The organism is Streptomyces sp. NPDC088733 (assembly GCF_044751185.1).
Lineage (GTDB): Bacteria > Actinomycetota > Actinomycetes > Streptomycetales > Streptomycetaceae > Actinacidiphila.
Window position 1 is genome coordinate 211,509 of the sequence record NZ_JBIVLH010000009.1, and the last position, 21,716, is coordinate 233,224.

General features: G+C 72.7%; 17 protein-coding genes and 1 pseudogene. 13 read left to right on the forward strand and 5 right to left on the reverse strand.

Annotated elements, in window-relative coordinates:
- Positions 1-34: 34 nt before the first annotated feature.
- Positions 35-1,387, reverse strand: a complete 1,353-nt coding sequence (locus ACIP64_RS18875; RefSeq protein WP_401587745.1) for a polysialyltransferase family glycosyltransferase — start codon at positions 1,385-1,387, stop codon at positions 35-37.
- Positions 1,388-1,782: 395 nt separating this feature from the next.
- On the opposite strand from ACIP64_RS18875, the gene ACIP64_RS18880 reads away from it, so the two are divergent.
- Positions 1,783-4,473 carry a glycosyltransferase family 4 protein gene (locus ACIP64_RS18880; protein ID WP_401587748.1) on the forward strand — a complete coding sequence of 897 codons (2,691 nt, stop codon included), beginning with the start codon at positions 1,783-1,785 and terminating at the stop codon, positions 4,471-4,473.
- A gap of 437 nt (positions 4,474-4,910) precedes the next feature.
- On the opposite strand, the gene ACIP64_RS18885 is transcribed toward ACIP64_RS18880, so the two are convergent.
- The 3 genes from ACIP64_RS18885 to ACIP64_RS18895 form a co-directional block, all read right to left on the reverse strand.
- Entirely contained in the window at positions 4,911-6,389 is a 1,479-nt protein-coding gene (locus ACIP64_RS18885; protein WP_401588004.1) for a protein kinase, read from the reverse strand.
- A 56-nt stretch (positions 6,390-6,445) separates the two neighbouring features.
- On the reverse strand, positions 6,446-6,988 hold the full coding sequence (locus tag ACIP64_RS18890) for a hypothetical protein (RefSeq protein WP_401587751.1): 543 nt from the start codon (positions 6,986-6,988) through the stop codon (positions 6,446-6,448).
- A gap of 97 nt (positions 6,989-7,085) precedes the next feature.
- Entirely contained in the window at positions 7,086-9,107 is a 2,022-nt protein-coding gene (locus ACIP64_RS18895) for an N-6 DNA methylase (protein WP_401587754.1), read from the reverse strand.
- Positions 9,108-9,473: 366 nt separating this feature from the next.
- Here ACIP64_RS18895 and ACIP64_RS18900 point away from each other — a divergent pair, with 366 nt between their 5' ends.
- Positions 9,474-10,214 carry a hypothetical protein gene (locus ACIP64_RS18900; protein WP_401587756.1) on the forward strand — a complete coding sequence of 247 codons (741 nt, stop codon included), beginning with the start codon at positions 9,474-9,476 and terminating at the stop codon, positions 10,212-10,214.
- Between the two features lie 22 nt (positions 10,215-10,236).
- Here ACIP64_RS18900 and ACIP64_RS18905 read toward each other — a convergent pair whose 3' ends face one another.
- The gene (locus tag ACIP64_RS18905) at positions 10,237-10,680 is read right to left on the reverse strand and encodes a hypothetical protein (RefSeq protein ID WP_401587759.1); all 444 of its coding nucleotides are present in this window, start codon (positions 10,678-10,680) and stop codon (positions 10,237-10,239) included.
- A gap of 182 nt (positions 10,681-10,862) precedes the next feature.
- Here ACIP64_RS18905 and ACIP64_RS18910 point away from each other — a divergent pair, with 182 nt between their 5' ends.
- The 11 genes and pseudogenes from ACIP64_RS18910 to ACIP64_RS18960 all read left to right on the forward strand — a co-directional run bounded on the left by ACIP64_RS18910 (position 10,863) and on the right by ACIP64_RS18960 (position 21,497).
- Entirely contained in the window at positions 10,863-11,813 is a 951-nt protein-coding gene (locus ACIP64_RS18910) for a hypothetical protein (protein ID WP_401587761.1), read from the forward strand.
- Positions 11,814-11,840: 27 nt separating this feature from the next.
- Entirely contained in the window at positions 11,841-13,586 is a 1,746-nt protein-coding gene (locus tag ACIP64_RS18915) for an insulinase family protein (RefSeq protein ID WP_401587764.1), read from the forward strand.
- 141 nt (positions 13,587-13,727) lie between these two features.
- Positions 13,728-14,561 (forward strand): glycoside hydrolase domain-containing protein, encoded by an 834-nt coding sequence (locus tag ACIP64_RS18920; protein ID WP_401587767.1) that lies wholly within the window; start codon positions 13,728-13,730, stop codon positions 14,559-14,561.
- A gap of 71 nt (positions 14,562-14,632) precedes the next feature.
- Positions 14,633-15,334: pseudogene (locus ACIP64_RS18925) on the forward strand (HNH endonuclease family protein); the annotation flags it as partial.
- A 3-nt stretch (positions 15,335-15,337) separates the two neighbouring features.
- Positions 15,338-15,523, forward strand: a complete 186-nt coding sequence (locus ACIP64_RS18930) for an excalibur calcium-binding domain-containing protein (protein ID WP_401588006.1) — start codon at positions 15,338-15,340, stop codon at positions 15,521-15,523.
- Positions 15,524-15,639: 116 nt separating this feature from the next.
- On the forward strand, positions 15,640-16,281 hold the full coding sequence (locus ACIP64_RS18935) for a SurA N-terminal domain-containing protein (protein WP_401587770.1): 642 nt from the start codon (positions 15,640-15,642) through the stop codon (positions 16,279-16,281).
- Positions 16,282-16,310: 29 nt separating this feature from the next.
- Complete coding sequence (locus ACIP64_RS18940; RefSeq protein WP_401587773.1) at positions 16,311-17,297, forward strand: nucleoside triphosphate pyrophosphohydrolase; 987 nt, start codon at positions 16,311-16,313, stop codon at positions 17,295-17,297.
- Positions 17,298-17,850: 553 nt separating this feature from the next.
- The gene (locus ACIP64_RS18945; RefSeq protein WP_401587776.1) at positions 17,851-18,333 is read left to right on the forward strand and encodes a DUF6479 family protein; all 483 of its coding nucleotides are present in this window, start codon (positions 17,851-17,853) and stop codon (positions 18,331-18,333) included.
- A 47-nt stretch (positions 18,334-18,380) separates the two neighbouring features.
- Positions 18,381-19,082, forward strand: coding sequence for an endonuclease V (locus ACIP64_RS18950; protein ID WP_401587778.1), 702 nt, complete (start codon positions 18,381-18,383; stop codon positions 19,080-19,082).
- Positions 19,075-20,325 (forward strand): cytochrome P450, encoded by a 1,251-nt coding sequence (locus tag ACIP64_RS18955; RefSeq protein WP_401587780.1) that lies wholly within the window; start codon positions 19,075-19,077, stop codon positions 20,323-20,325. The genes ACIP64_RS18950 and ACIP64_RS18955 overlap by 8 nt, the downstream gene beginning before the upstream one ends.
- Positions 20,326-20,441: 116 nt before the next feature.
- Positions 20,442-21,497, forward strand: a complete 1,056-nt coding sequence (locus ACIP64_RS18960; protein WP_401587782.1) for a transglycosylase family protein — start codon at positions 20,442-20,444, stop codon at positions 21,495-21,497.
- The last annotated feature ends 219 nt before the right edge of the window (positions 21,498-21,716 follow it).

A 21,716-nucleotide genomic window follows, 5' to 3' on the forward strand; every position in this document is an offset into this window, starting at 1 on the left:
CGGGCGTGTTCGGCGCCGGGCGGTCCGGAAGGGGTCAGCGGCGGGCGGCGCGGAGACCGCGCACCAGGCGCCGGACCGCGGGGTTGCGGCGCAGCGTGTCGGCGCGGCTGGGGTTCCCGCCGGGCAGACCGAGGCGCGTCAGCCGCTTCTCGCTGAAGTACCGCGCGTTCTCGGCGAGATGGCCGTCGAGCCAGGCCGCCGCTTCGCCCTTGAGGGCGGCGTACGCCTTCGGCTGCATGCAGTAGCCCACCGCCCGCACCAGGGGGGCCAGCTCGCTCCCGACCCGCTCCGGGTCCCGGTGGAGCGGCGTGCCGATCGCGGCCGCGTCCTTCTCGAGGTCCGGCAGGACGGCGTCGATGACCGTCAGCGGCACCCGGTTGCTGTTCTCGTACGGGGTGAGGCGCTTCAGCAGTTCTTCGGTGCCCACCCGGGCGACCGGGATGCCGTAGAACGCGGAGGCGGTCATCAGCGCGGTGGAGAAGCAGCCGACGACCAGCCCCGGGCGCAGGTACTGGTAGACGGTCTCGGCCAGCAGGGGCGTGTCCAGGACGGTGAGCGCGACCCCGAGTTCGGCCGCGGCCTGCTCCAGTGACCGCGAGTACTGGGCGGGCGCGCTGGGGTGCGGCTTGAACAGCAGGTGCCGGTGGCCCGCGGCCACGGCGCCGCGGAGCATCCGCACGTGCAGTGCGTCCTCCTCGGCCACCGTGATCAGTTCGAGGGCGGAGAGGTACTGGCCGAGCAGCACCGCCGTCGGCCGGTCGTCCGCCGGGACGAGCTCCTTCAGCAGGGACACGCCGTGGCCGCCGATGTCCTCCAGGACCTGCTGGAAGGTGTCCCCGGGGATGACGACCGGTTCCACCCCGTACTCGGACAGCAGCAGGGGCCGCAGGCCGGGGACCAGGTCGAGGTGGAGGAGGCGCCGGAAGCGGTTGTGCAGGTCGGCCGGCATGCGGTTGCGCGTGGGGCCGTAGCTCATCAGGCCGTCGGCGTACACATGGATCGGGCTGTCGGCGAAGATGTCCGCGACCGCGCGGGACGGGTTGGCCTGGATGGACTCGCAGGCGATCTCCACCGGCCCGTCGCCCAGTTCCCAGGCCAGGCGCAGCGCCCGCTCCCACACGGGGATCTCCTCGGGGAGAGGGGACCAGCCGGCCGGGTGGTGCGGGGCGATCATCTCGTTCCACGAGTAGACCGCGTCGTACTCGGGCCGCAGTTTCTCGAATCCGGCCATGCGGTCCACCGGCGTGGTCAGTTCGGGAATCGCCGAGGTGTTGCTGATCACCAGCACCCGCCGCCGCCCCTCACGGGAGCCGAAAAGCCCGGCCTTCACAGCGGCGGTTATGGTCGCGGCGGCGTACTGCGTCGCCGCGAAGAATATCTGGGTCATCTCGAAGGCTTCCTTTATGCCCGCGTTGCCCGCGCATACCTGGCGTGTGCACGGTCTACCGGGCCGGCTGCCTCGGGGCGGGTGGCAAGACCCGTCAGTATAGTCGGACGCCGCTTCGCACCCCATGGCGAAAAGGTTGCCGGAAGGTTAACGCGGAGTTTTCGGCCACCGGCCACCCCTTCCCCGTGGATCCCGGTACGGAAGTGAACGCCAGGGGAAGCTGGCACCAGGAACGGGTGAACTCTGCTCCCAGTCACTCGACGCGTGACTGTGGGATCCTTCATTATTCAGTCGGTGCGTCGAGGCACTTGGCTGTTCGATTTGTCCGCCTGTCGGCCGGAGGGGCGCGAGATGGCCGGGTCCGCAACCCGGTTCTGCCGCGCCAAGGGAATAAAATGCATATAGCGATTTTTGTCGAGAACCGGAACGGGGTCGACCTGGCCGGCAAGATCATGCAAGCGGAGGGAGCCGGAGAACACACGTTCTCGGTGATCACCGCGGACCTGGAGGGAAACGTATCCCGCTGGATCCGCGATGAGGCAGCCATCCGTCTCGGCGGCATACCGGCCCGCAATCTCTTCAACGAGGGCGAGGCTCTCGACGACGGCGCCTTCTACGAGGAATTGAGCCTCCGGGTCGTCGCTTTCGTGGAGGAAAAGGGAGTCGACCGGCTCGTTCTCTTCAACGACCAGTCGCAGCGCGGCAAGCGGGTCACCCAGGCGCTCAACCCCCGGCTCCCCGTGATCCTGGTCCAGGACGGACACCTGGACTTCCACTACAAGGAGCAGCGGGCCGGCCAGCGCGACCAGAACTGGTACTACGGCTCGTCCGCCCCCGCGGCCATCTGCGTGTGGGGTCCGGCGACCTACAACCACATCAACTTCCGCTCGTCGCAGGTCTCGACGCAGGTCCACATCACCGGCGCCCTGGGGCACAGCGACGACCCCGCCCTGCTGCAGGCCGCGCGTTCCGGTGTGCACCGCTCCTCGACGAGCGACGAATCCCGCCTCCGCTTCATCGTGCTGGACCAGCCGCTGGGCGACCAGCGCAAGCTCTCCGTGCGCGAGCACCGCCAGCACCTGAAGGAGATCCTCGAGTCGCTCACGGCCTACGGGGACGTGGACGTCAAGCCGCACCCGTCCTCGCTGCCGCAGCACCTCAAGTGGCTCGAAACCCTGCCCGACGTCACGGTGCAGAGCGCGGAGACCCTGCTGGACGCCGAGGCGCTCCAGTCCTACGACCTGGCGGTCACCTACTTCTCGACCACCTACCTGCAGACGCTCCGCGCCGGAGTGCCGCTCGTCCTGGTGAACCCGCTGCCGCTCAACATCGTCTTCCCGACCATCCACCACCCGCTCCTGCGCAGTGTCGGCTCCGCCGGTGAACTCACCGACGTCGTCAGCAGGCTCAAGAGCACCGGGAAGTTCCTGGCGAACACGCACGGGGAGCCCATCGAGCACTACCTCACCTTCAGTGAGGACGTCGCCGAGCAGATCCTGCGGGTGGTGGAGAACGCGGAGCTCCCCGCACCTCTGGCCGCCACCGCGGCCGGCGAGGAGGAGAGCACGCGGGTCGGGTCCGGCGCCGCGCCGCTCACCCTCGCGGAGCGGGCGTTCCTCGCCGTGCAGAAGCGCGCCGACCGCCCGAAGTCGCTGGCCGTGCTGGGCGCCGGCTTCTCGTACGTCACCGGTGTCGCGGTGCCGGTGCTCACCTACACCCAGTCGCTCCTGGCCGAGAGCCCGGTCGACGTGCGCTACTTCGACATCGCCGCCTTCACGCGCCCCGACGACCTGGCCGCCGCCCTGGGCGGTGCCGAGGTCATCATGGTGAACAGCCTCGCCCTGTTCTGGCGTTCGCCCATCGGCAACGCCACCGTCCAGGCGCTCATCGACTCCGGCCGCAATGTCGCGCTCTACGCGCACGAGACGGAGTACGTCTTCAACTGGGAGGCCAACCGGGTTCCCGAGCGCCACCAGGAAATGCTGAACATCCTGCCCAAGCTCAAGGTCCTGTGCGTGTCCAAGGCCCAGGCCGACATGTTCCGGCAGCTCGGCGTCGTCGACCCGATCGTCGTGTACAACACGGTGCCGCGGGACAGCCACCGCAAGATCGCCTCCCGCACCCCCAGCGCCAGCCCGCGCATCGTCATGGTCGGCACGGTCCAGGACCGCAAGGGCGTCGACCTGTTCTCGCGGGTGGCGGAGCGGGCGCACAGCCTGGGCCTGCCGTGGCGGTTCTCCTGGATCGGCTGGAAGACCCCGCGGGTCGGCGAGAAGTCGCTGCTGTCGGACCGCGTGGAGTGGATGGGAGCCCTCTCCCGCGACCGCGTCCGCGAGGAACTGGCCGCGTCCGACGTCTTCTTCCTGTCGAGCGTCGACGACCCGATGCCGCTGTCGGTCGTGGAGGCCGTGCAGCACAGGCTCCGCGTCGCCACCTTCGACCGCGTCGGGTCCAGGGAGGTCCTCCAGGGCGTCCCCGGGTACCGGTCCTTTGCCGAGTACACCCCCGAGGCCGCGCTCGAGGCGCTGCGCGAGGTGCTGGCGGACGAGGTGTCCGAGGCGGGGTACGCGGAGGTCGAGGAACTCTTCGACATCCCGGCCTTCACGACCCGTATGACCACGGCACTCGGCCTGCAGATGGGCGGTTCGCCCGTGGGCGCGCCGGGCGTGGGCACCGTGGACGAGGACGCGGACTCCGAGGACGGTACGGCGGAGGAGAGCCCGTTCGCCGCGGCGCTCGTGCAGCAGGTCCGCTTCCTCACCGAGGACTTCGTGGAGCACTTCAAGGCGGGCCGCGACGAGGACGCGCTGCGCGTCGGCGCGGAGATACTCCGCCGCCGCCAGCCGGCGGACGTCGTGATCGGCATGGCGGAGATCCGGGCGCGCCGGGGCGAGAAGTCCGCGGCACTCAGCCTGCTCGCCGCGCTCGCCTGCGTGGGCGGCACCCGGTCGTGGGCGTGGACCGAGATCGCCCGCGTGGCCGGACTGCTCGGCCCGGAAGGCCGCGCCGTCTACCGCCTCGCCCGGCGCGAGGCGCTGCGCATCAAGCTCGCCAACCGCGCGGCGCGCAGCGGCACCCGGCGCTGACCCCTGGGGCCCCTGGGGCTTCCCCGCCCGCACCGGGCGGGGAAGCCCACCGCTCCCGGGTGAGGGCGTGCTGCGCCGGCCGCGCGGAGGGCGGGGAGCCGTCCTGCGGCCGGCGCGGTGGGGCTCTTCGGACGATGCGACGCTTCCCTCCGGCGGAAGGCTGGGGGAGTGCCGTGTTCGGGGGTGGCCCATAGGTCCGCGGGGGAGGGCGTGTTGTGACAGCCGCGCCGGGCTGCCCGTTGGGCGGGGTGCCGTCCTGCGGTCGGCGTGGCCGGGCTTTTCGGACGATGCGACGCTTCCCTCCGGTGGAAGGCTGGGGGAGTGCCGTGTTCGCGGGGAGCCCCAGCGGAGCCGGGGGAGTCGCGGACGGGGCCCCCAGCGGTAGCTGGGGTGGGAGCACCTCCCAGCGGTGGCTGGGGGAGATTTCGGAACCCGCGCTAGCGGCCCATCTGGCCGAGCCACGCCAGCGTCCGCCGCAGCTCGACCGAGAGCGGGTGCCGCGGGCCGTGCACGCGGTCGGAGTCGTAGAGCAGCCGGGACAGCACGTCGTGGGCGCCCATCCGGTCGCCCACCGACAGCAGCAGGTGGCCGATGCGCCGCCGCACCTCCAGCGGCAGCTCCGGGTCGGTGGCCCGGTACTGCTCGAAGGACGGCAGCAGGGCGCGGTACTCGGCCAGCGCCGCCGTGGCCTCGCCGAGCTGCTCCAGGCACTGCGCCGCCTCGTAGCGGTACTGGAGCGACGGCCGCCCCGACGGGCCCGACTCCGCGGCGAGTTCGTCCGCGAGATGGCGCAACTCGGGCAGCGCGCGGCGGTACTGGCCGTCCTCCATCAGTGTGGCCGCGTACTGCTTGCGCAGCATGCGCACGACGGGGGAGTGCGCGCCGTGCTTCTCGGCCGCTGCGGGCAGCACGCCGCCCAGGATGTCGACGGCCTGCGTGATGCGGCCCGCGTCCAGCAGCCGTTTGACCTCGTCGACCGCCTCGGCGATGCCGTGCGCACCGGTCCCCGGGGCCGCCGCGGGCACGGGCGGCACCGCGGAGGGCGGCGGCGGCACGGCCGGCCGGTCCGGCCAGGGGGCGTGCGGGCGCAGGAAGGGCCGGGTGGGGTCCATCGGGCCGGGGCTGTGGTGGCCGGCGCCGGGCACCGGCAGCAGCGGCGCGAGCTGGCGGTAGGTCTCCTGCGCGTCCGCCGGGCGGTGCTGGGGGTCCTTGGCGAGCAGCCGGAGCACCAGTGCCTCCAGCGGCTCGGGCACTTCCGGGCGCACCTGGCGCAGCGGTACCGGCTGCTCGTACAGATGGCGGTGGAGCACGCCGAGGGCGGTGGACCCGGCGAAGGGCACTGTGCCGCTGAGGAGTTCGTGCAGCAGCACCCCGAGCGCGTACAGGTCGGTGCGCGGTCCCACGGCGCCGCTCATCGCCTGTTCCGGGGCCATGTAGGCGGGGGTGCCGATGGGCGTGCCGGTGTGGGTGAGACGCGTCGTGTCGGTGTCCAGCACGGAGGCGACGCCCAGGTCCAGGACGACGACCGAGCCGTCCGGGCGCACCATCACGTTGCGCGGCTTGAGGTCGCGGTGCACGATCGGCACCGCGTGCACGGCCGACAGCACCGCGCACAACTGCGCGGCGACGGCGACCGCCCACGGCCAGGGGTACGGGTCGTGCTCGGCGAGGTGGTCGGCGAGGTCGGCGCCCTCCACGTACTGCATGACGAAGTAGAGCTCGTCGGTGTCGCTGCCGGCGTCGTGGACGGTGACCAGACCGGGGTGGTCGACCTGGGCGGTGACCCGGCACTCGCGCAGGAACCGCCGGCGCAGTTCCTCGGCGTCGGCCGCGCCCGCGACCTTGTCGGGGCGCAGCAGTTTGACCGCGACCCGCCGGTCCAGCCGGCGGTCGTACGCGGTCCACACCTGGCCCATGCCGCCCTGGCCGAGGACCGTGGCCAGCTCGTAACGGCCGGCGACGATCCGTCCGTTCACCCCTGGTCCTCCTGCTTGCGCAGCAGGTCACTGAGTTCGTCCAGCTCGGCGCGCACCTGGTTGAGGCGCGGCGGGTGCGGCGCGACGGGCGGCTGCTGCGCCGGCGGGGGTGTGGGGACGGAGCTGTACGGGTTGTAGCCGCCGGGGCCCGGCTGCTGCGGGGGGTAGGGGACGGTCGCCGCGTACGGCGGGTACCCGGGCAGCGCCTGCTTGCGGTGCAGGGCCATGTCGGCCACGAGGTAGTGGACGCCGACCAGCGGGACCATGGAGATGACGACGATCAGCGCCGCGTCCGTCCAGGGGTTCGACTCCGGCAGCGTGCCGATGGTGGCGAAGGCCGCGACGGTCACCGCCGTGCCGGTCCAGAACAGCACCCAGTCCAGCGCCCTGCGGCGTTGCACCGCGAGGTGCAGCAGCGGCAGGCAGGACAGGAAACCGCAGCTCAGTGCCGTCAGTACGAGGAAAGTGGCACGCAGCGCCACTGCGGTGCCCCCGGACTGCGCGGGAGGGGGCGGCGGGACCGGGCCGGGGCCGTTCAACACTGCTCCTGGACTCCTGGACATGCGTACGGGACAGCTGCGGGTGGCATCGCGAGCGTATCGGCAGCAGCCGGCACTCGTTCACCCGATCCCCTAACTATTCGGGCCGTACGGTGCCGTCCGTCAAGCCGTCGTACAGACCTTGCACCAGTTGCTCGCCCAACTGCCCGGCCAGGCGCAGCGCCTCCTCGAAGACGGCCAGCGTCCGGAACCGCTCCCCGTAGCGCCGCTGGTCGGCCGGCGGCAGCCGGGGGACCTGGAGCCTGCGCACGTCGAGCCGGGTCGAGGTGGACGCGTAACTGCTGGCCTGGCGGTTGTTGGCGGTGCCGCGCAGGAATCCGGCGAGGAACCACGGGTCCACGGCGGCGGGGTCGGGGCGCAGCAGGTGCAGGTTGCGGCCGAGGGCGGCGCCCGCGGTGGCGGCGTCGACGACCCGCGCGGCCGCACCGCGGCCCAGGACCGGGACGACCACGTCGCCCTCCTCGACCAGCACCGGCGCGTCCTCCTGCGGCCCCTCGGGCAGGGTGCCGGTCGGGCCGGTGCCGGCCAGGACGTCGTGCTCGGTGAGCACGGCGGGGCCCCCGCCGGGGCCGCGGCTGCCCTGGCCGCCCGCGCGCAGCACCAGGGCCCCGGCCCGGGCCAGTTCGCCGACCGTGGTCAGCGGCCACCGGGCGGGCGGCGCGGACCGGGCGGGCCCGGGGGCGAGTTCGCAGGTGCGGCGCAAGGTGTCCGTCAGCAGGTCCCGCACATCGGTGAGTTCGGACGCGCCGGCACCGGTGGCCGGGGGCGGGAGATGGCGCGCGGGGGCGAGGTCCACGTCGTCGTCGAGGAGGTCGATGACGGGCAGGGCGCGGCTGACGCCCGGCCGGTCGGCGCCCGGACCGGCCGTCCCGTCCCGGTCGAAGGCGGTCCACGCGTCCAGCACGGTGGCGCGCACCGTCTGCCAGGGCACCTTCTCGCCGCCCGGCGCCGTCCCGCCCGGTGCCTGCGCGGCGTCGACCAGCAGCAGGTGCGGCGACGGCGGAGCACCGTCCCGCGGCCTGCGCAGGACCCACAGGTGCAGCGGGATGCCGTACGGGGGCGCGGCGCCGGCCGGCAGGGCGATCACGGCGCGCAGCGCGCCGCGCCGCAGCAGGTCGGCACGGACCCGGCGCCCGGAACGGCGGGACGCGGCGGCCGGGGGCATCAGGAGCACCACGGTGCCGCCGTCGCGCACGCGGGCCAGGCAGTGCTGCACCCAGGCGAGTTCGGACTCGGTGCGGGCCGGGAAGCCGTACTCCCAGCGGGGGTCGTAGGCCAGGTCCTCGTGGCCCCAGTTGCGCTCGTTGAAGGGCGGGTGGCACAGCACGGCGTCGGCGGCGAGGCCGGGGAAGGCGTCGTCGCGGAGGCTGTCCCCGGCGGCCACCTCGACCTGCGCGGCGGGGTCGGCGTGCAGGGCCAGCCGCAGCGCGGCGAGCGCGGCGAGATCGGGGTCGGCCTCCTGTCCGCGCACCTCGTGGGGCGCTTCCACGGCGCGCAGCAGTGTGCCGGTGCCGCAGGCCGGGTCCAGCACGCTGCGGGCGGGCCCGGCGAGCGCCGCCATCAGTTCGGCGGGGGCGGCCGGGGTGAGCGTGTACTGCCGCGGGTTGGCGTCCAGGTGGCGGCCGAGCAGGAACTCGTAGGCCTGGCGCGGGCCCAGTTCGGCGGCGAGGCCGGCCGCGCCGCGCAGCAGGGCCGTGTCCAGCGGCGCCCCCAGGGGGAAGCGTCCGCCGAAGCGCCGTTCCAGCAGCTCCCCCGCGGCGCTGGCGAGCGCGTCCGGTTCCGCGTGCCGCCCTTCATCGGGGTGTTCACGGACGAGCAGCAGGACGGCCCCCGCCTGCCGCAGGGCGGTCGCGGTGCCCGCGGGATGGGCCTCGGCCCGCTGCCAGACGCGTTCACGCAGCGGGACCTCGGCGAGTTTGCCCTGGCCGCGCAGCCACTGCTCGACCTCGGCGAGGGCGAAGGCCGGGCTGGTGTCGGTGCCGCCCACGGGTTTGGGGAAGTCGGGGTGCCGGCGGCGCCAGTTGCTGACGGCGGCGCGTCCCACACCGGCCAGTCGCGCGATGCCGGCGGCGGTGACTTCTGCTGCGTTCTCCGGCACCTGGCTGGATCCCCTCCCACGCGGGTCTCGATGGTGGCCCCGAGCATACCGATGAACGCCCGTTCCGGCCCTTCACAGCGTGAAGTCGCGTGAACAGAGAATCCATGTTGACTCGGTTCACAGGACATGCTGTGATTGACCCATCGGTTCACGGAGTGCCCGCAACCGCGACCGCCGCCGTACGAGCGGTCAGGGGGGGGCGCGGGCACTCCGTGAACTCGATCCCGATCTGCGCGAACGACAACGCCGGCGGCACCGCCGGCGCGACGCTCACCGCCCAGGACGCCACCTTCGGCGCCGGCGGCTGCGGCGACCGGAAGAAGACGGGCCGACCACGCCCGCGCGACTCACCCAGGGGAGACCCACATGACCACCGTCCGCGCCGCCTTCACCGCGCTCGGCTGCTCCACCGCCGCCCTCGCCCTCGCCGCCTGCGGCCCGCTCGGCGCCGGCAAGGCCCAGCCCGCGTCGACGGCCCTGGCCGACCGGCCCGCCGCCGAGATCGGGACCAAGGCCCTGGCCGCCATGAAGTCGGCCTCCACGATGACCGTCGACCTCGACGGCATCACCGACGGGGAGCCGATGAAGTACCACATGACCATGACCCGCACCGGCGACTGCCAGGGCAACCTCACCATGGAGGGCGGCAACGTCCGCCTGCTGAAGTCCGGCGCCTTCCTCTACATGAAGGGCGACGACGCCTTCTGGTCGTCCCAGGGCTCGGACGGCAAGGCCGCCCAGGAGGTCATCGGGAAGCGGTGGATGAAGACGAGCGCCTCCGGCCCGGACTCCAAGGAGTTCCTCCAGGCCTGCGACCTGAAGGCGTTCCTCGCCGAACTCGACAAGGAGGAGGACGGCGACGACGACGGCACCAAGGGCAAGCCCACCACCGTCGACGGCATCCCCGCCCTGCCGATCACCGGCAAGGACGGCGCCGAGACGATCACCGCCTACGTGGCCACCCAGGGCAAGCCCTACATCCTCAAGGTCGTCACCAAGGGCGGCAAGGAGCCCGGCACCCTGCGCTTCACCGACTTCGACAAGGCGGCCGCCGTCCAGGTCCCCGCCGCCAAGGACGTCGTCGACATCGACAAGATGGGCAGCTGACCGGCCGCCGCCGGGAATTGCGTCAGTGCGTCACCGGAAAGGCCGAGGCGAACCGGGGACCGTCCGACCGGTGCTGCACGGGGAAGGTCACCTTGAGACCCTGTTCCTGGCCGGCCACCGAGAGGCGGGTGGCGTACTGGAGGCCGAGAAATGCCTTCTTCGAATTGCCTGCGGACACGTAGGGCCGGGGCAGATTCAGCATGAGCTTGCCCGGCTTGCCGCCCCGATTTCCGTCGAAGAAGAGCACGCGGCGGTCGGTCAGGGCGATGTACAGGGGGCGGGGGGTGACGGTGGCCATCACCGTGCCGGCGCTGAGCACACCGACCACTGCGGCGGTGAGGACCTGCTTGCGGACCGAGACCGTGCCGACAGCGGCCAGCGAGGTCAGCTCCACCTGCTCGCCCTGAAGGAGCAAGGGGGCAAGGGCTTCGAGCAGTTGGCGATTGCGGCGGGCGTTCAGTGCCATGGCTGACTTCCTGGCGAGGGGGACGGGCTGTGTGCGGCGAGTGCCGGACGGAGATTATGCGGTTTTCGTGGACGGAAGCCGATGGTCCGGTATGGACACAATCAAATTCACGTCAAATCGGGTGGGGTGCGGCCGATTTCCCGGTCGGTCGGATTCCCGCAAGGTTCGCTTAGGAGCCGCGTATGTCGCTTGTTTCTTCCCTGCCTCCCCCGGATTTCGAGGAGGCGTCCGCCCATCCCGAAGTCGCGTGGCTCCGCCAGGCAGCCGCCGCTGCCGACATGGAGGCGCTGCGCGGGTATGTCCACGGGCTGCCCGAGGGGACCGGCCGCGCCTACGCCGTCCGGACCGTGGCCGAAGTGCCGGGCGTCGAGCACGTCCTGCGCACGATGGTCGCGGCGGCTCCGGAGGACGTCTTCGCCCTCACCGTCCTCGGTGCCCGTGAAGTCCAACTCGGCTGGGAGATCCGGACCGCCAAGCGGGCGCAGAGCGTGAGCAGGGAGCAGTTCGCGGCGTTTCACGCACACCTGCGGACGGCGGAACAACTGCTGATCCGGGCCACCGCCCTCGACCCGTCCTGCGGCACGGCCTGGGCGGAGCGGCTCAACACGGCCAGAGGGCTCCAACTCGGGCAGAACGAGGCACGCCGCCGCTACGAACGGCTGGCGAGGTACCACCCGCACCACTTCACGGGCCAGGCACGGCTCCTCCAGCAGCTGTGCCCCAAGTGGAGCGGGAGCTGGGAGGCCGCCCACGCGTTCGCCCGGGAGTGCATGCAGGGCGCCCCCGAAGCGACGCTGAACGCGGGGCTGGTGGCCGAGGCACACCTCGAGCACTGGAGCGCTCTGGACTCCGACCGCGACCGGGCCGAGTACCTGCGCCGGCCGCACGTCCACCCCGAACTCGTCGAGGCCGCCGAGCGGTCCGTGTCCCATCCGCGGTTCCGGCGCGACCACGGGTGGGTCGTCGTCCAGGGCTCCTTCGCGGCCCTGTTCTCACTGATCGGCGACACCGCCCGGGCCGCCGCCCACTTCCGCGCGCTGGGCAACCTGGCGTCCGAGTTCCCGTGGAGCTACCTCGGTGAGCCCGCCGACGTCTACGTCCGACACCGCAACGTGGTTCTCGCCAGAGGATGACCCGCCCATGCCGAACAGAGGCCTGAGATGAACCAGCAGGCCGCCGTCCACCACACCGAGGTCGACGGCATACCCACCCTCTTCACCTACGCCGCCGGGCCGATGCGCGCGGGGCTGGTCTTCCGTGTCGGTGCCGCCGACGAGACGCTCGGGCGGGCGGGCCTGACGCACCTGACCGAGCATCTGGCCCTGCACCGCCAGGGCCTGGCCGACTACCACTTCAACGGGGCGACCAAGGCGGCGTTCACCCACTTCCACGCGGAAGGCGCCGAGCACGAGATCGTCGCCCACCTCACCGGTGTCTGCGCCTCCCTCGTCGACCTGCCCATGGACCGGCTGGAGACGGAGAAGGAGATCCTGCGGACCGAGGAGTCGCGCCGCGAACCCGGCCAGCTCCCGTTGTGGCGTTACGGAGCGCAGGGGTACGGCGTGGTCAGCTACCCCGAGTGGGGTGTGCGGAACGTGAGTGCCCAGGACGTGTGGCAGTGGGCGCGGACCTGGTTCACCCGGGGCAACGCCACGCTGTGGATCGCCGGCGAGCGGCTGCCCGCCGGACTGTCGCTCGAACTGCCCGGCGGGGACCGCAGGCCGATGCCGGCGGTGACCTCCGCGCTGCCCGTCGCTCCGGCCTACTTCTCCGACGGGACCGGCGGGGTCCTGATGGACGCCGTGGTCACCGACACCACCGCCGCCCGGCTGTACGCGGCCGTCCTCGAGCGCGAACTGTCCCGCGCCCTGCGGCAGGAGGGCGGCTACTCGTACACCACGGCGGCCGACCACACCTCGCGCCGCGACGGGTTCGCCCTGGTGACCGCCTTCGCGGACGCCCTGCCCGCCAAGCAGGACGCGGTCCTCGGCGGATTCGTCGACGTCCTCGCGGGACTGCGGGCGGGCCGGATCGCCCAGGCCGACCTCGACGCGGTGCGCGGCCGCGCCGACGCGGCCCTGACCGCACACGACGCGGTGGTGCGCCGGCTGCCCGGCATGGCCGAGGAGCTGCTCGCCGGACGCCTCCCGCGCACGTCGGAGGAACTGCGTTCCGAACTGTGGGCGACCGCGCCCGCACATCTGCACGCGGTGGCCCTGGAGGCCGAGGGAACCGCCCTCATGCAGGTGCCCGCGCGGCACTCGGCGGACTGGGCCGGGTACACGGCGGCGCCGGTCAGGTCGCCGTACGCGGTCACCGGGCGGCGTTTCACCCAGAACCGCAAGGACGCCCCGGAGTTGGTCGTGGGCGACGACGGCGTCAGCCTGACGGAACGCCCGGCCGCCGGGACCGCCGGGACAGAACGTGCGGTGACCGTGCTCTACCGTTCCTGCGCCGCCATGCTGAGCTGGCCGGACGGCGGCCGCCGGCTCATCGGCACCGACGGCATCACGGTCGAGGTGGAACCGGGCCCGTACAGCATCGACGCGCACACCGTCGCCGTCATCGACGCCGCGGTGCCACCGGCGGCGGTGGTGCAGATGCCGCCCCGGCAGCCGCCACCGCGACGGGAGGCGGCCGGAACCGGCGACTCCGCTCCTGCCGTCACGCCGGCGGGTGCCGCCCGCACCCGGCGCACCGGGCTCCAGTCGGTGGCGATGGTCCTCTTCGGGCTGCTGGGCGGCTTCTTCGCCTTTGTGGCCCTCGCGTACACGGTCTTCGGCGCCGACGACCCGGAGACCGGCACCGGCGAGTGGATCACTGTCGCGGTGTTCCTGTGGGCCGTCAGCGCACTGCTGCTCTGGCCCGTCCTGCGGATCCGTCGGCGCACCACGCGACGGATATGATGCCGACCGCCCCGCACACGGAGGCCCGCGCACCCGCCGACGGCGGACGGAGCGCGGCCCGTCGGGGCGGTCGACGACTTCGCGGCGGAACGCACGCGTGCGTTCGCGTGTCATGAGCAATGAACAACGAATGGGGTGGGGATGTCCGGTCACCGGATGTCGAAGAAGCGTCGTTACATCGCCTGGGCGGTCGCGGGTGTCGCCGTGCTGGCGGGCGCCGGTGTCGCGGCGGAGGCCTCGATGGCGACCACCGTGTCCCGTCCCGCGCCGAAGGTGTACACGGGCCGGGCGTTCGACACCTGCACCGCGCCCTCGTCGGCGGCGATGAAGGCATGGAAGTCCGCCGACTTCTACGGCGCCGCCGCCGTCTACGTGGGCGGCAAGAACCGCGGCTGCGCGCAGCCGAACCTGACCGCGTCCTGGGTCAAGACCGTGAGCGCGTCCGGCTGGAAGCTGATCCCGCTGTACGTCGGCGCGCAGCCGCCGTGCCAGACCAGCCGCAACCCGGAGAAGCTGACCGCCGCCACGGCCGCCTCGCTCGGCGCCACCGACGGCGCGGACGCCGTGGCCAAGGCCTCGGCGCTCGGCATGAAGGCCGGCAGCACCCTCTACCTGGACATGGAGTCCTACGACATCACGAACACCGCCTGCAACACCGCGGTGCTCACCTACATCCGCGCCTGGGACAAGACCGTCCACGCCAAGAACTACTGGGCCGGCTTCTACGGCTTCAAGAGCAGCAGCGCCGCCGCCGTGGCCAATGCCAAGGACCGCACCGAGCTCCCCGACGCCCTCTGGTACGCCCTGTGGGACCAGGTGAAGACGACGACCTCCGACTGGCCGTTCTCCAAGACGCTGTGGACCGGGCACCGCCGCGGCCACCAGTACATGGTCAACAGCAAGGAGACCCGCGGCGGTTGGACCCTCACGGTGGACCGCAGCGACTGGGACGCCCCCGTCGCCGTCACCGGCTGACCGCCGGGGGCGCGGACCGCGGGCCGGAAGGCCCCCTGCCGGTCCGCGCCCCCACCCCCTACAGTGCCAAGGTGGTCACAACCAGGGCGGGTTCAACGGCGGTAACGGCAGCGGCGCTGCTCGCGGTGGTCCTCGGCGCCGCCGGCTGCACGGGCGACGGCATCGGAGGACAGGGCAGCGACGCGGCGGCGCCGGCGGGTTCGGCGCTCAAGGCGGTCGGCGACCTGACGGTCAAGGGCCGCGCGCCCAAGACCGGTTACGCACGCGACCAGTTCGGCAGCTCCTGGGTGGACACCGACCACAACGGCTGCGACACCCGCGACGACATACTGCAGCGCGACCTGACCGGCGAGTCCTTCCGGTCCGACAACGGCGGCGACTGCATCGTCACCTCCGGCCGCCTCGCCGACCCGTACACCGGCAAGGGGATCAGCTTCACCCGCGGCCGCAGCACCATCGACATCGACCACGTCGTGGCACTCAGCGACGCCTGGCAGAAGGGCGCCAAGTACTGGGACCGCGACAAGCGGATACAGGTCGCCAACGACCCGCTCAACCTGCTCGCCGTCGACGGCCCCGCCAACCGCGGCAAGGGCGACGGGGACGCGGCGACCTGGCTGCCCCCCAACAAGGCGTTCCGCTGCCCCTACGTCGCCCGCCAGGTGGCGGTGAAGAAGAAGTACGGCCTGTGGGTCACCGCCGCCGAGAAGGACGCGATGACCGAGGTCCTGCGCACCTGCCCGGACGAGCCGCTGCCCGGCTCCGGCAAGCCCGACGTGCCCGCCGCGGCCCCCTCCGGCAAGGACGGCGGCAACGGCGATGATCAGCCCGGCTCCGGCGCCACCACGTACCCGAACTGCGCCGCCGCCCGGAAGGCGGGCGCCGCCCCGCTCCACCGCGGCGACCCCGGCTACTCGGGCGCCCTGGACCGCGACGGCGACGGAGTCGCCTGCGACACCTGACCGGCACCGGCATCGTTTGTGCAGAGTGCTGGATATTGCGGGCCCCCGCTCAATATCCTCGATCACTGCATCTGCCAGATCGTGCACCGTCGCCCGATCCCTTGCCGGGAGGCAAAATGCTCCGCCGCAGGACTGCGCTCTCCGCCCTCGCCACCGCCGCCGTGCTGTTCTCCGCGCCACTGCTGACCTCCTGCGGAACACCGCACGCCGGTGCCGCGGCCGTCGTCGGCGGCCGGCAGATCACCGTGAACACGGTGCAGGCGAGGGTCGCCGCGGTACGCGCCGCCCAGGAGAAGTCGCCGCAGGCCGACCAGCTCATCGAGGCCAGCAGCGACCTCCAGCGCAACACCGTGCACAGCCTCGTCCAGGCGCGCGTCATCGAGCGCGCCGCCAAGGACGCCGGGGTCTCCGTCACCCCGCGCGAGGTGCAGCAGGCCCGCCGCGCCGCCGAGACGCAGGCCGGCGGCAAGCAGCAACTGGAGGCGCAGGTCCTCCAGACGTACGCGATGATCCCCGCCGACATCGACGAGAGCATCCGCACCGACCTGCTCATGCAGAAGGTCGCCGCCCACTACGGCGCGAACGTGCAGAGCCCCGAGGGCCAGGCCACCCTGCTCACGGTGCTGCGCCGCACGGCCGACCGGCTCGACATCGACGTGAACCCGCGCTACGGCAAGTGGAACGCGCAGAAGCTCACCCTCGACACCACCAAGGACCCGTGGCTGTCCGAGGTGAGCGCCCCCCAGGCCGGTGCCTGAGCCGCACCCGGGCGAGGTAGTTTCGACGGGTGGACCACTCCGATGACTCCGCCCGCCCGGGCCGCCTGGTACTGCTGACCACCACCCACCGTGTCGCCCCCGGCCTGCTGTCCTGGCCGGCGTGGGAGCTGCTGCGCGGTGCCGACCGGGTCGTCTGCCCCGACCCCGGGCACCCGCAGCTGCCCTACCTGCGCGAGGCCGGCGTCGCCGTGGAGCACGCCGCCCCCACCGGCCGCGACCTGGTGGACCTCACCGCGGACGGCCGTACGGTGGTCTACCTCACCGGCGGCGAGGGCGACGCGGCCGTCACCGACGAACTGGCCCGCCTCGGCGGCTCCGGCCGCGTGGACATGCCCGACCTGGAACTGCTGCCCGGCTCGTACGACCTGCCCGGTGCCCGGCTGCTCGACCTGGTCCAGGTGATGGACCGGATCCGCCGCGAATGCCCCTGGAGCAGCGTGCAGACCAGCCAGGAGCTGGTGAAGTACGGCATCGAGGAGATCTACGAACTCGTCGAGGCGGCAGAGGAGGGCGACCGGGACGCCCTGCGCGAGGAACTCGGCGACGTGCTGCTCCAGGTGGTCTTCCACGCCCGCATCGCCCAGGACGACCCCGAGGAGCCGTTCTCCATCGACGACGTCGCCGCGACCATCGTCGACAAACTCGTCCACCGCCACCCCCACGTCTTCGGCGACGACACCGCCGAGACGCCGGAGGAGGTCCAGGCCCACTGGCTGCGGATGAAGGAGCAGGAGAAGCAGCGCACGTCCGTCACGGAGGGCGTCCCGCTCGGCCAGCCCGCCCTGGCCCTGGCGGCCAAACTCGGCGCCCGCGCGGAACGGGCGGGCCTCGGGGTGCCGCTGCCGGACGCGGACGCGGCAGACACCGGCGATCGGCTGCTGGCGCTGGCGGTGGCCGCGCAGGCGGCGGGGATCGACCCCGAGTCCGCCTTGCGGGCTGCCGCCCGCCGGTACCGCGACGCGATCCTCGCGGCGGAGCGCGCCCGTACCGCCTAGGTCTTTTTCCCCGCCCTCCCGCCCGTGTGCCCGGCGCGGTATGTGCGGGCCCCGCCCTGCGTGCGTTGTGGGGTCGGCGCCGCTCCGGGATCCGTCCTCGGCGCTCGCGGTTTGCGCCCACATTGTTCGGCATCGACCAGGCGGTCTCCGCTCGTCCCCTGCGGGCGGACCCCGGCGCACCCCCTCCCGGGTCGGTTGGGCGACTTACGGCCGGTGGGGGTTCGGATGGGCACTTGCGGTGACCCCGGACCGCCTTTTCGCCCACCCACCGGGGATCAGGCGCATGGCGAGAGGGAGGGGGCGGGGGAGTTGGGGGCACCTCCCAGCGGTAGCTGGGGGAGGGTGGCGTTCTGGACTGTGGAGCATATTTGGGTGCACAACCCCGAGTGCGCAGCCGAGAGTGCCTGAGGCACCTAAATGTGCTGTCCAGAATGGCAGCCCCGGAGGGCCCGCACCCGGCCCCCAACGACTTGCGTCGGGGCGCCCAGACCTTGCCGGGCACACGGGCGGGTGGGCGGGGAGTGAAACCGGGTGAATAGGGTAAATGGGTGGCATGCGAGCACTGGAGCAGATCCAGCTGGCCGTGCCGCACGACTACCTCGTCGGCATCGCCCCGCTGGTAGTGGGCATCTTCCTCGTCGGCCTGCTGATCGGGGCCGTCTCGATCGGCCTCTACCACCGGTCCAAGGAGCCGCCTCCCGAGCAGCGGCCGCAGCCCCGTGGCGGGGCGTGGCACACGCGCCAGGAGTACGGCCGTGAGACCCCGGCCGACCACGGCCCCGGTCACCAGGATGGTGAGCGGCACCCCCTGACCGAGTGGCGCGACTACGACGAGTGGCCGCAGGACGGCATCCGCCACCTTCCGCACTCCCTCAAGGGCTTCGGCAACTGGGGCTCCCACGGGGTCGCCGCCCCGCCGGAGGGCGTGCCCGTCCCCAAGGCCCACGCCGGGAGCCGGAACCGGGCGCCCGGGCCGGACCGCGGCACGGGGCCCGCCAACGGCGACGACAGGGAACAGCGGGGCAGACAGCCCTGACCGGGGTTGCGGTCCGGCGGCCCGACCCGGGCCGTAGTCTCGCGGCCATGCGCATAGACGTCCCGCACGCGTGGCCGCACGACGAGGCGGGGGCCCTGGCCCTTCAGGACCGGCTCCGGCCGCTGGCCGACCACCGCGGGCCCGGCCCGCAGCGGCCGCGGTACGTCGCGGGACTGGACGTCGCGTACGGCGGGGGCCACGGTGCCGCGGACGACATCGTGGCCGCCGCCGTCGTCGTGGTCGACGCGGCCACGCTCGCCCCCGTCGACCAGGCCACCGCGACGGCCCGGGCGGGTTTCCCGTACGTGCCCGGGCTCTTCGCGTTCCGGGAGCTTCCCGTGCTGATCGAGGCCCTGCGCGGCCTGACCGTCACGCCCGACCTGCTGCTCTGCGACGGGCAGGGACTGGCGCACCCGCGCCGCTTCGGTCTGGCCTGCCATCTGGGGGTGGTCACCGGGCTGCCGGCCGCCGGGGTGGCGAAGACCCCGTTCGTCGGCACGTACGACGCGGCGGCGCTCGGGGAGGAACGCGGGGCGTCGGTGCCGCTGGTCGACGCGGGCGAGACGGTGGGCCGGGCGCTGCGCACCCGGAGCGGGGTCCGGCCGGTGTACGTGTCGACCGGCCACGGCATCGACCTGGACACCGCGTGCCGCCATGTCCTGGCGCTCTCCCCCTCCTACCGCCTGCCGGAGACGACCCGGCTGGCCGACCGGCTCAGCCGGGAGCGGCTAACGTCATGGGGTGCATGACAGTGCGACCCCTGAGCCCCCCGAGCTGTTCACCTGGCAGTTCGCCACCGATCCGTACCCCGCGTACGCCTGGCTGCGCGAGCACGCGCCGGTGCACCGCACCACGCTGCCCAGCGGTGTGGACGCCTGGCTGGTGACCCGGTACGCGGACGCGCGGCAGGCGCTGGCCGACCCGCGGCTCAGCAAGAACCCGGTCCACCACTCCGAACGCGCCCACGCCAAGGGGAAGGTGGGCATCCCGGGCGAGCGCAGCGCCGACCTGATGACGCACCTGCTCAACATCGACCCGCCGGACCACACCCGGCTGCGCCGGCTGGTCTCCAAGGCCTTCACCCCGCGCCGGGTCGCCGAGTTCGCCCCGCGCGTGCAGGAGCTGACCGACCGGCTCATCGACGGTTTCGCCGCGAAGGGGGAGGCCGATCTCATCCATGAGTTCGCCTTCCCGCTGCCGATCTACGCGATCTGCGACCTGCTCGGCGTCCCGGCCGAGGACCAGGACGACTTCCGCGACTGGGCCGGGATGATGATCCGGCACGGTGGCGGTCCCCGCGGCGGGGTCGGCCGGTCGGTGAAGAAAATGCGCGGATATCTGCTGGAGCTGATCCACCGCAAGCGCGCGGACCTCGGCGACGACCTGATCTCCGGTCTGATCCGGGCCAGTGACCACGGCGAGCACCTCACGGAGAACGAGGCCGCCGCGATGGCGTTCATCCTGCTCTTCGCGGGGTTCGAGACCACCGTCAACCTCATCGGCAACGGGATGTACACGCTGCTGCGCAACCCCGGGCCGCGCCGGCTGCTGCAGGACGGGCTGGTCCGCGGCGACCACGCCCTGCTCGGCACGGCCGTCGAGGAACTCCTGCGCTACGACGGGCCGGTGGAACTGGCGACCTGGCGTTTCGCGACCGAACCGCTGACCGTCGGCGGCCGGGACATCGCGACCGGGGACCCCGTCCTGGTGGTGCTCGCCGCCGCCGACCGTGATCCCGCGCGCTTCAACGAGCCGGACACACTGGACCTTTCACGCAGGGACAACCAGCACCTCGGCTACGGTCACGGCATCCACTACTGTCTGGGTGCGCCCCTGGCCCGGCTGGAGGCGCAGTCCGCGCTCGCCACGCTGCTGACCCGGCTGCCCGACCTGCGGCTCGCCGCGGATCCCGCGGAACTGCGCTGGCGCGGCGGGCTCATCATGCGCGGTCTGCGTGCATTGCCCGTCTCCTTCACACCGGAACGTGACTGACTGAGCGTCACGACGTGATCTTCACGTGATCCGCGAGACATCGACTTGTGATGCATGGGCCAAGGCCACTACGGTCAGGCGCCATCGCGATATTCGGATGTGAAAGGCGATAGCGCATGCTGAAGTCCGGGAACGGCCGACACCGCAAGCCGCGTCAGGCCCCGACCGCCATGGTCGCGGTCGCGGCGACCGGGGCGGGCCTCACGCTCCCCCTCTTCGCAGCGAGCGGCGCGAGCGCCGCGGACGCCGGCACCAGCTGGAACGCGGTCGCCGCGTGCGAGAGCGGCGGCCTGTGGAGCTCGAACACCGGCAACGGGTTCTACGGCGGTCTGCAGATCACCGAGGAGACCTGGCAGCAGTACGGCGGCACGGCCTACGCCGAGCGCCCCGACCTCGCCAGCCGCAACGAGCAGATAACCGTCGCGGAGAAGATCCTCTCCGTGCTCGGCCCCGACGCCTGGTCCGGCTGCGCCGACCAGGGCGGCCTGGGCGAGGTGCTGCAGGACCTCCTCGGCGGCAACTCCGACGGCAACGGCAACAACGGCAACGGAAACAGCAACGGCAACGGGAACGGCACCGACTCCGGGACGGACACCGGCTCGGACCACGACGACGCCGGCACCGGCGGCTCCTCCGACGGCACGGGCACCGGGACCGGCACGGACTCCGGCACGGACGGGACCGCCGGGTCCTCCGACAACGGCGACGACTCGACCGCCGTCCCTGGCTCCACCGCCACGCCCGACCCGGAGACCTCCACCGGCACGGCCGTCAAGATCCCGGGCAAGCACCGCAAGCCCGAGGCCGGCACCACCCCGCGGCTGCCCGGCGGCACGACGGGCACCGGCAGCGGCAGCCACGGCGCGACCTCGGTGCCGCCGCAGGTCGTCGAGGGCGACGCCGCCTGGGGCGCCATCTCCCGCGACACCACGCGCGGCGCGGACGAGCGCTCGGACCGCGGCGCGGACCGCGGCGCGGCGAAGGACACCTCCACCAAGGGCACCGGCGACGGCCGCTACGTGGTGCAGGAGGGCGACTCGCTGTGCGGGATCGCCATGGAGCAGGGCCTGCCGGGCGGCTGGCGCGGGCTGTACGCCGCCAACAAGGACGTCATCGGCGACAACCCGGACCGGATCGTGGCCGGTGAGACGCTGGAGCTCGGCCGCCGCTGACCCGGTGCCGCCGGCCGCGGGCGCCCGGCAGGGCGTCCGCGCGCTGCGGTCCGTGTCCGCGTGTCCGTGCCGGCCGGCGGGCGTCCGTCCCCGATCGTTCTTCTCGGTGCCCCCTTCCGTTCGCGGTCCGGTGCGGACTTCCCCGGAGCGTGCCCGGACGGGGCTTTTCGGGTCGGTTAGGCTCATGCCCGAAACGAAGAGACATCAGAAGGAGACTCA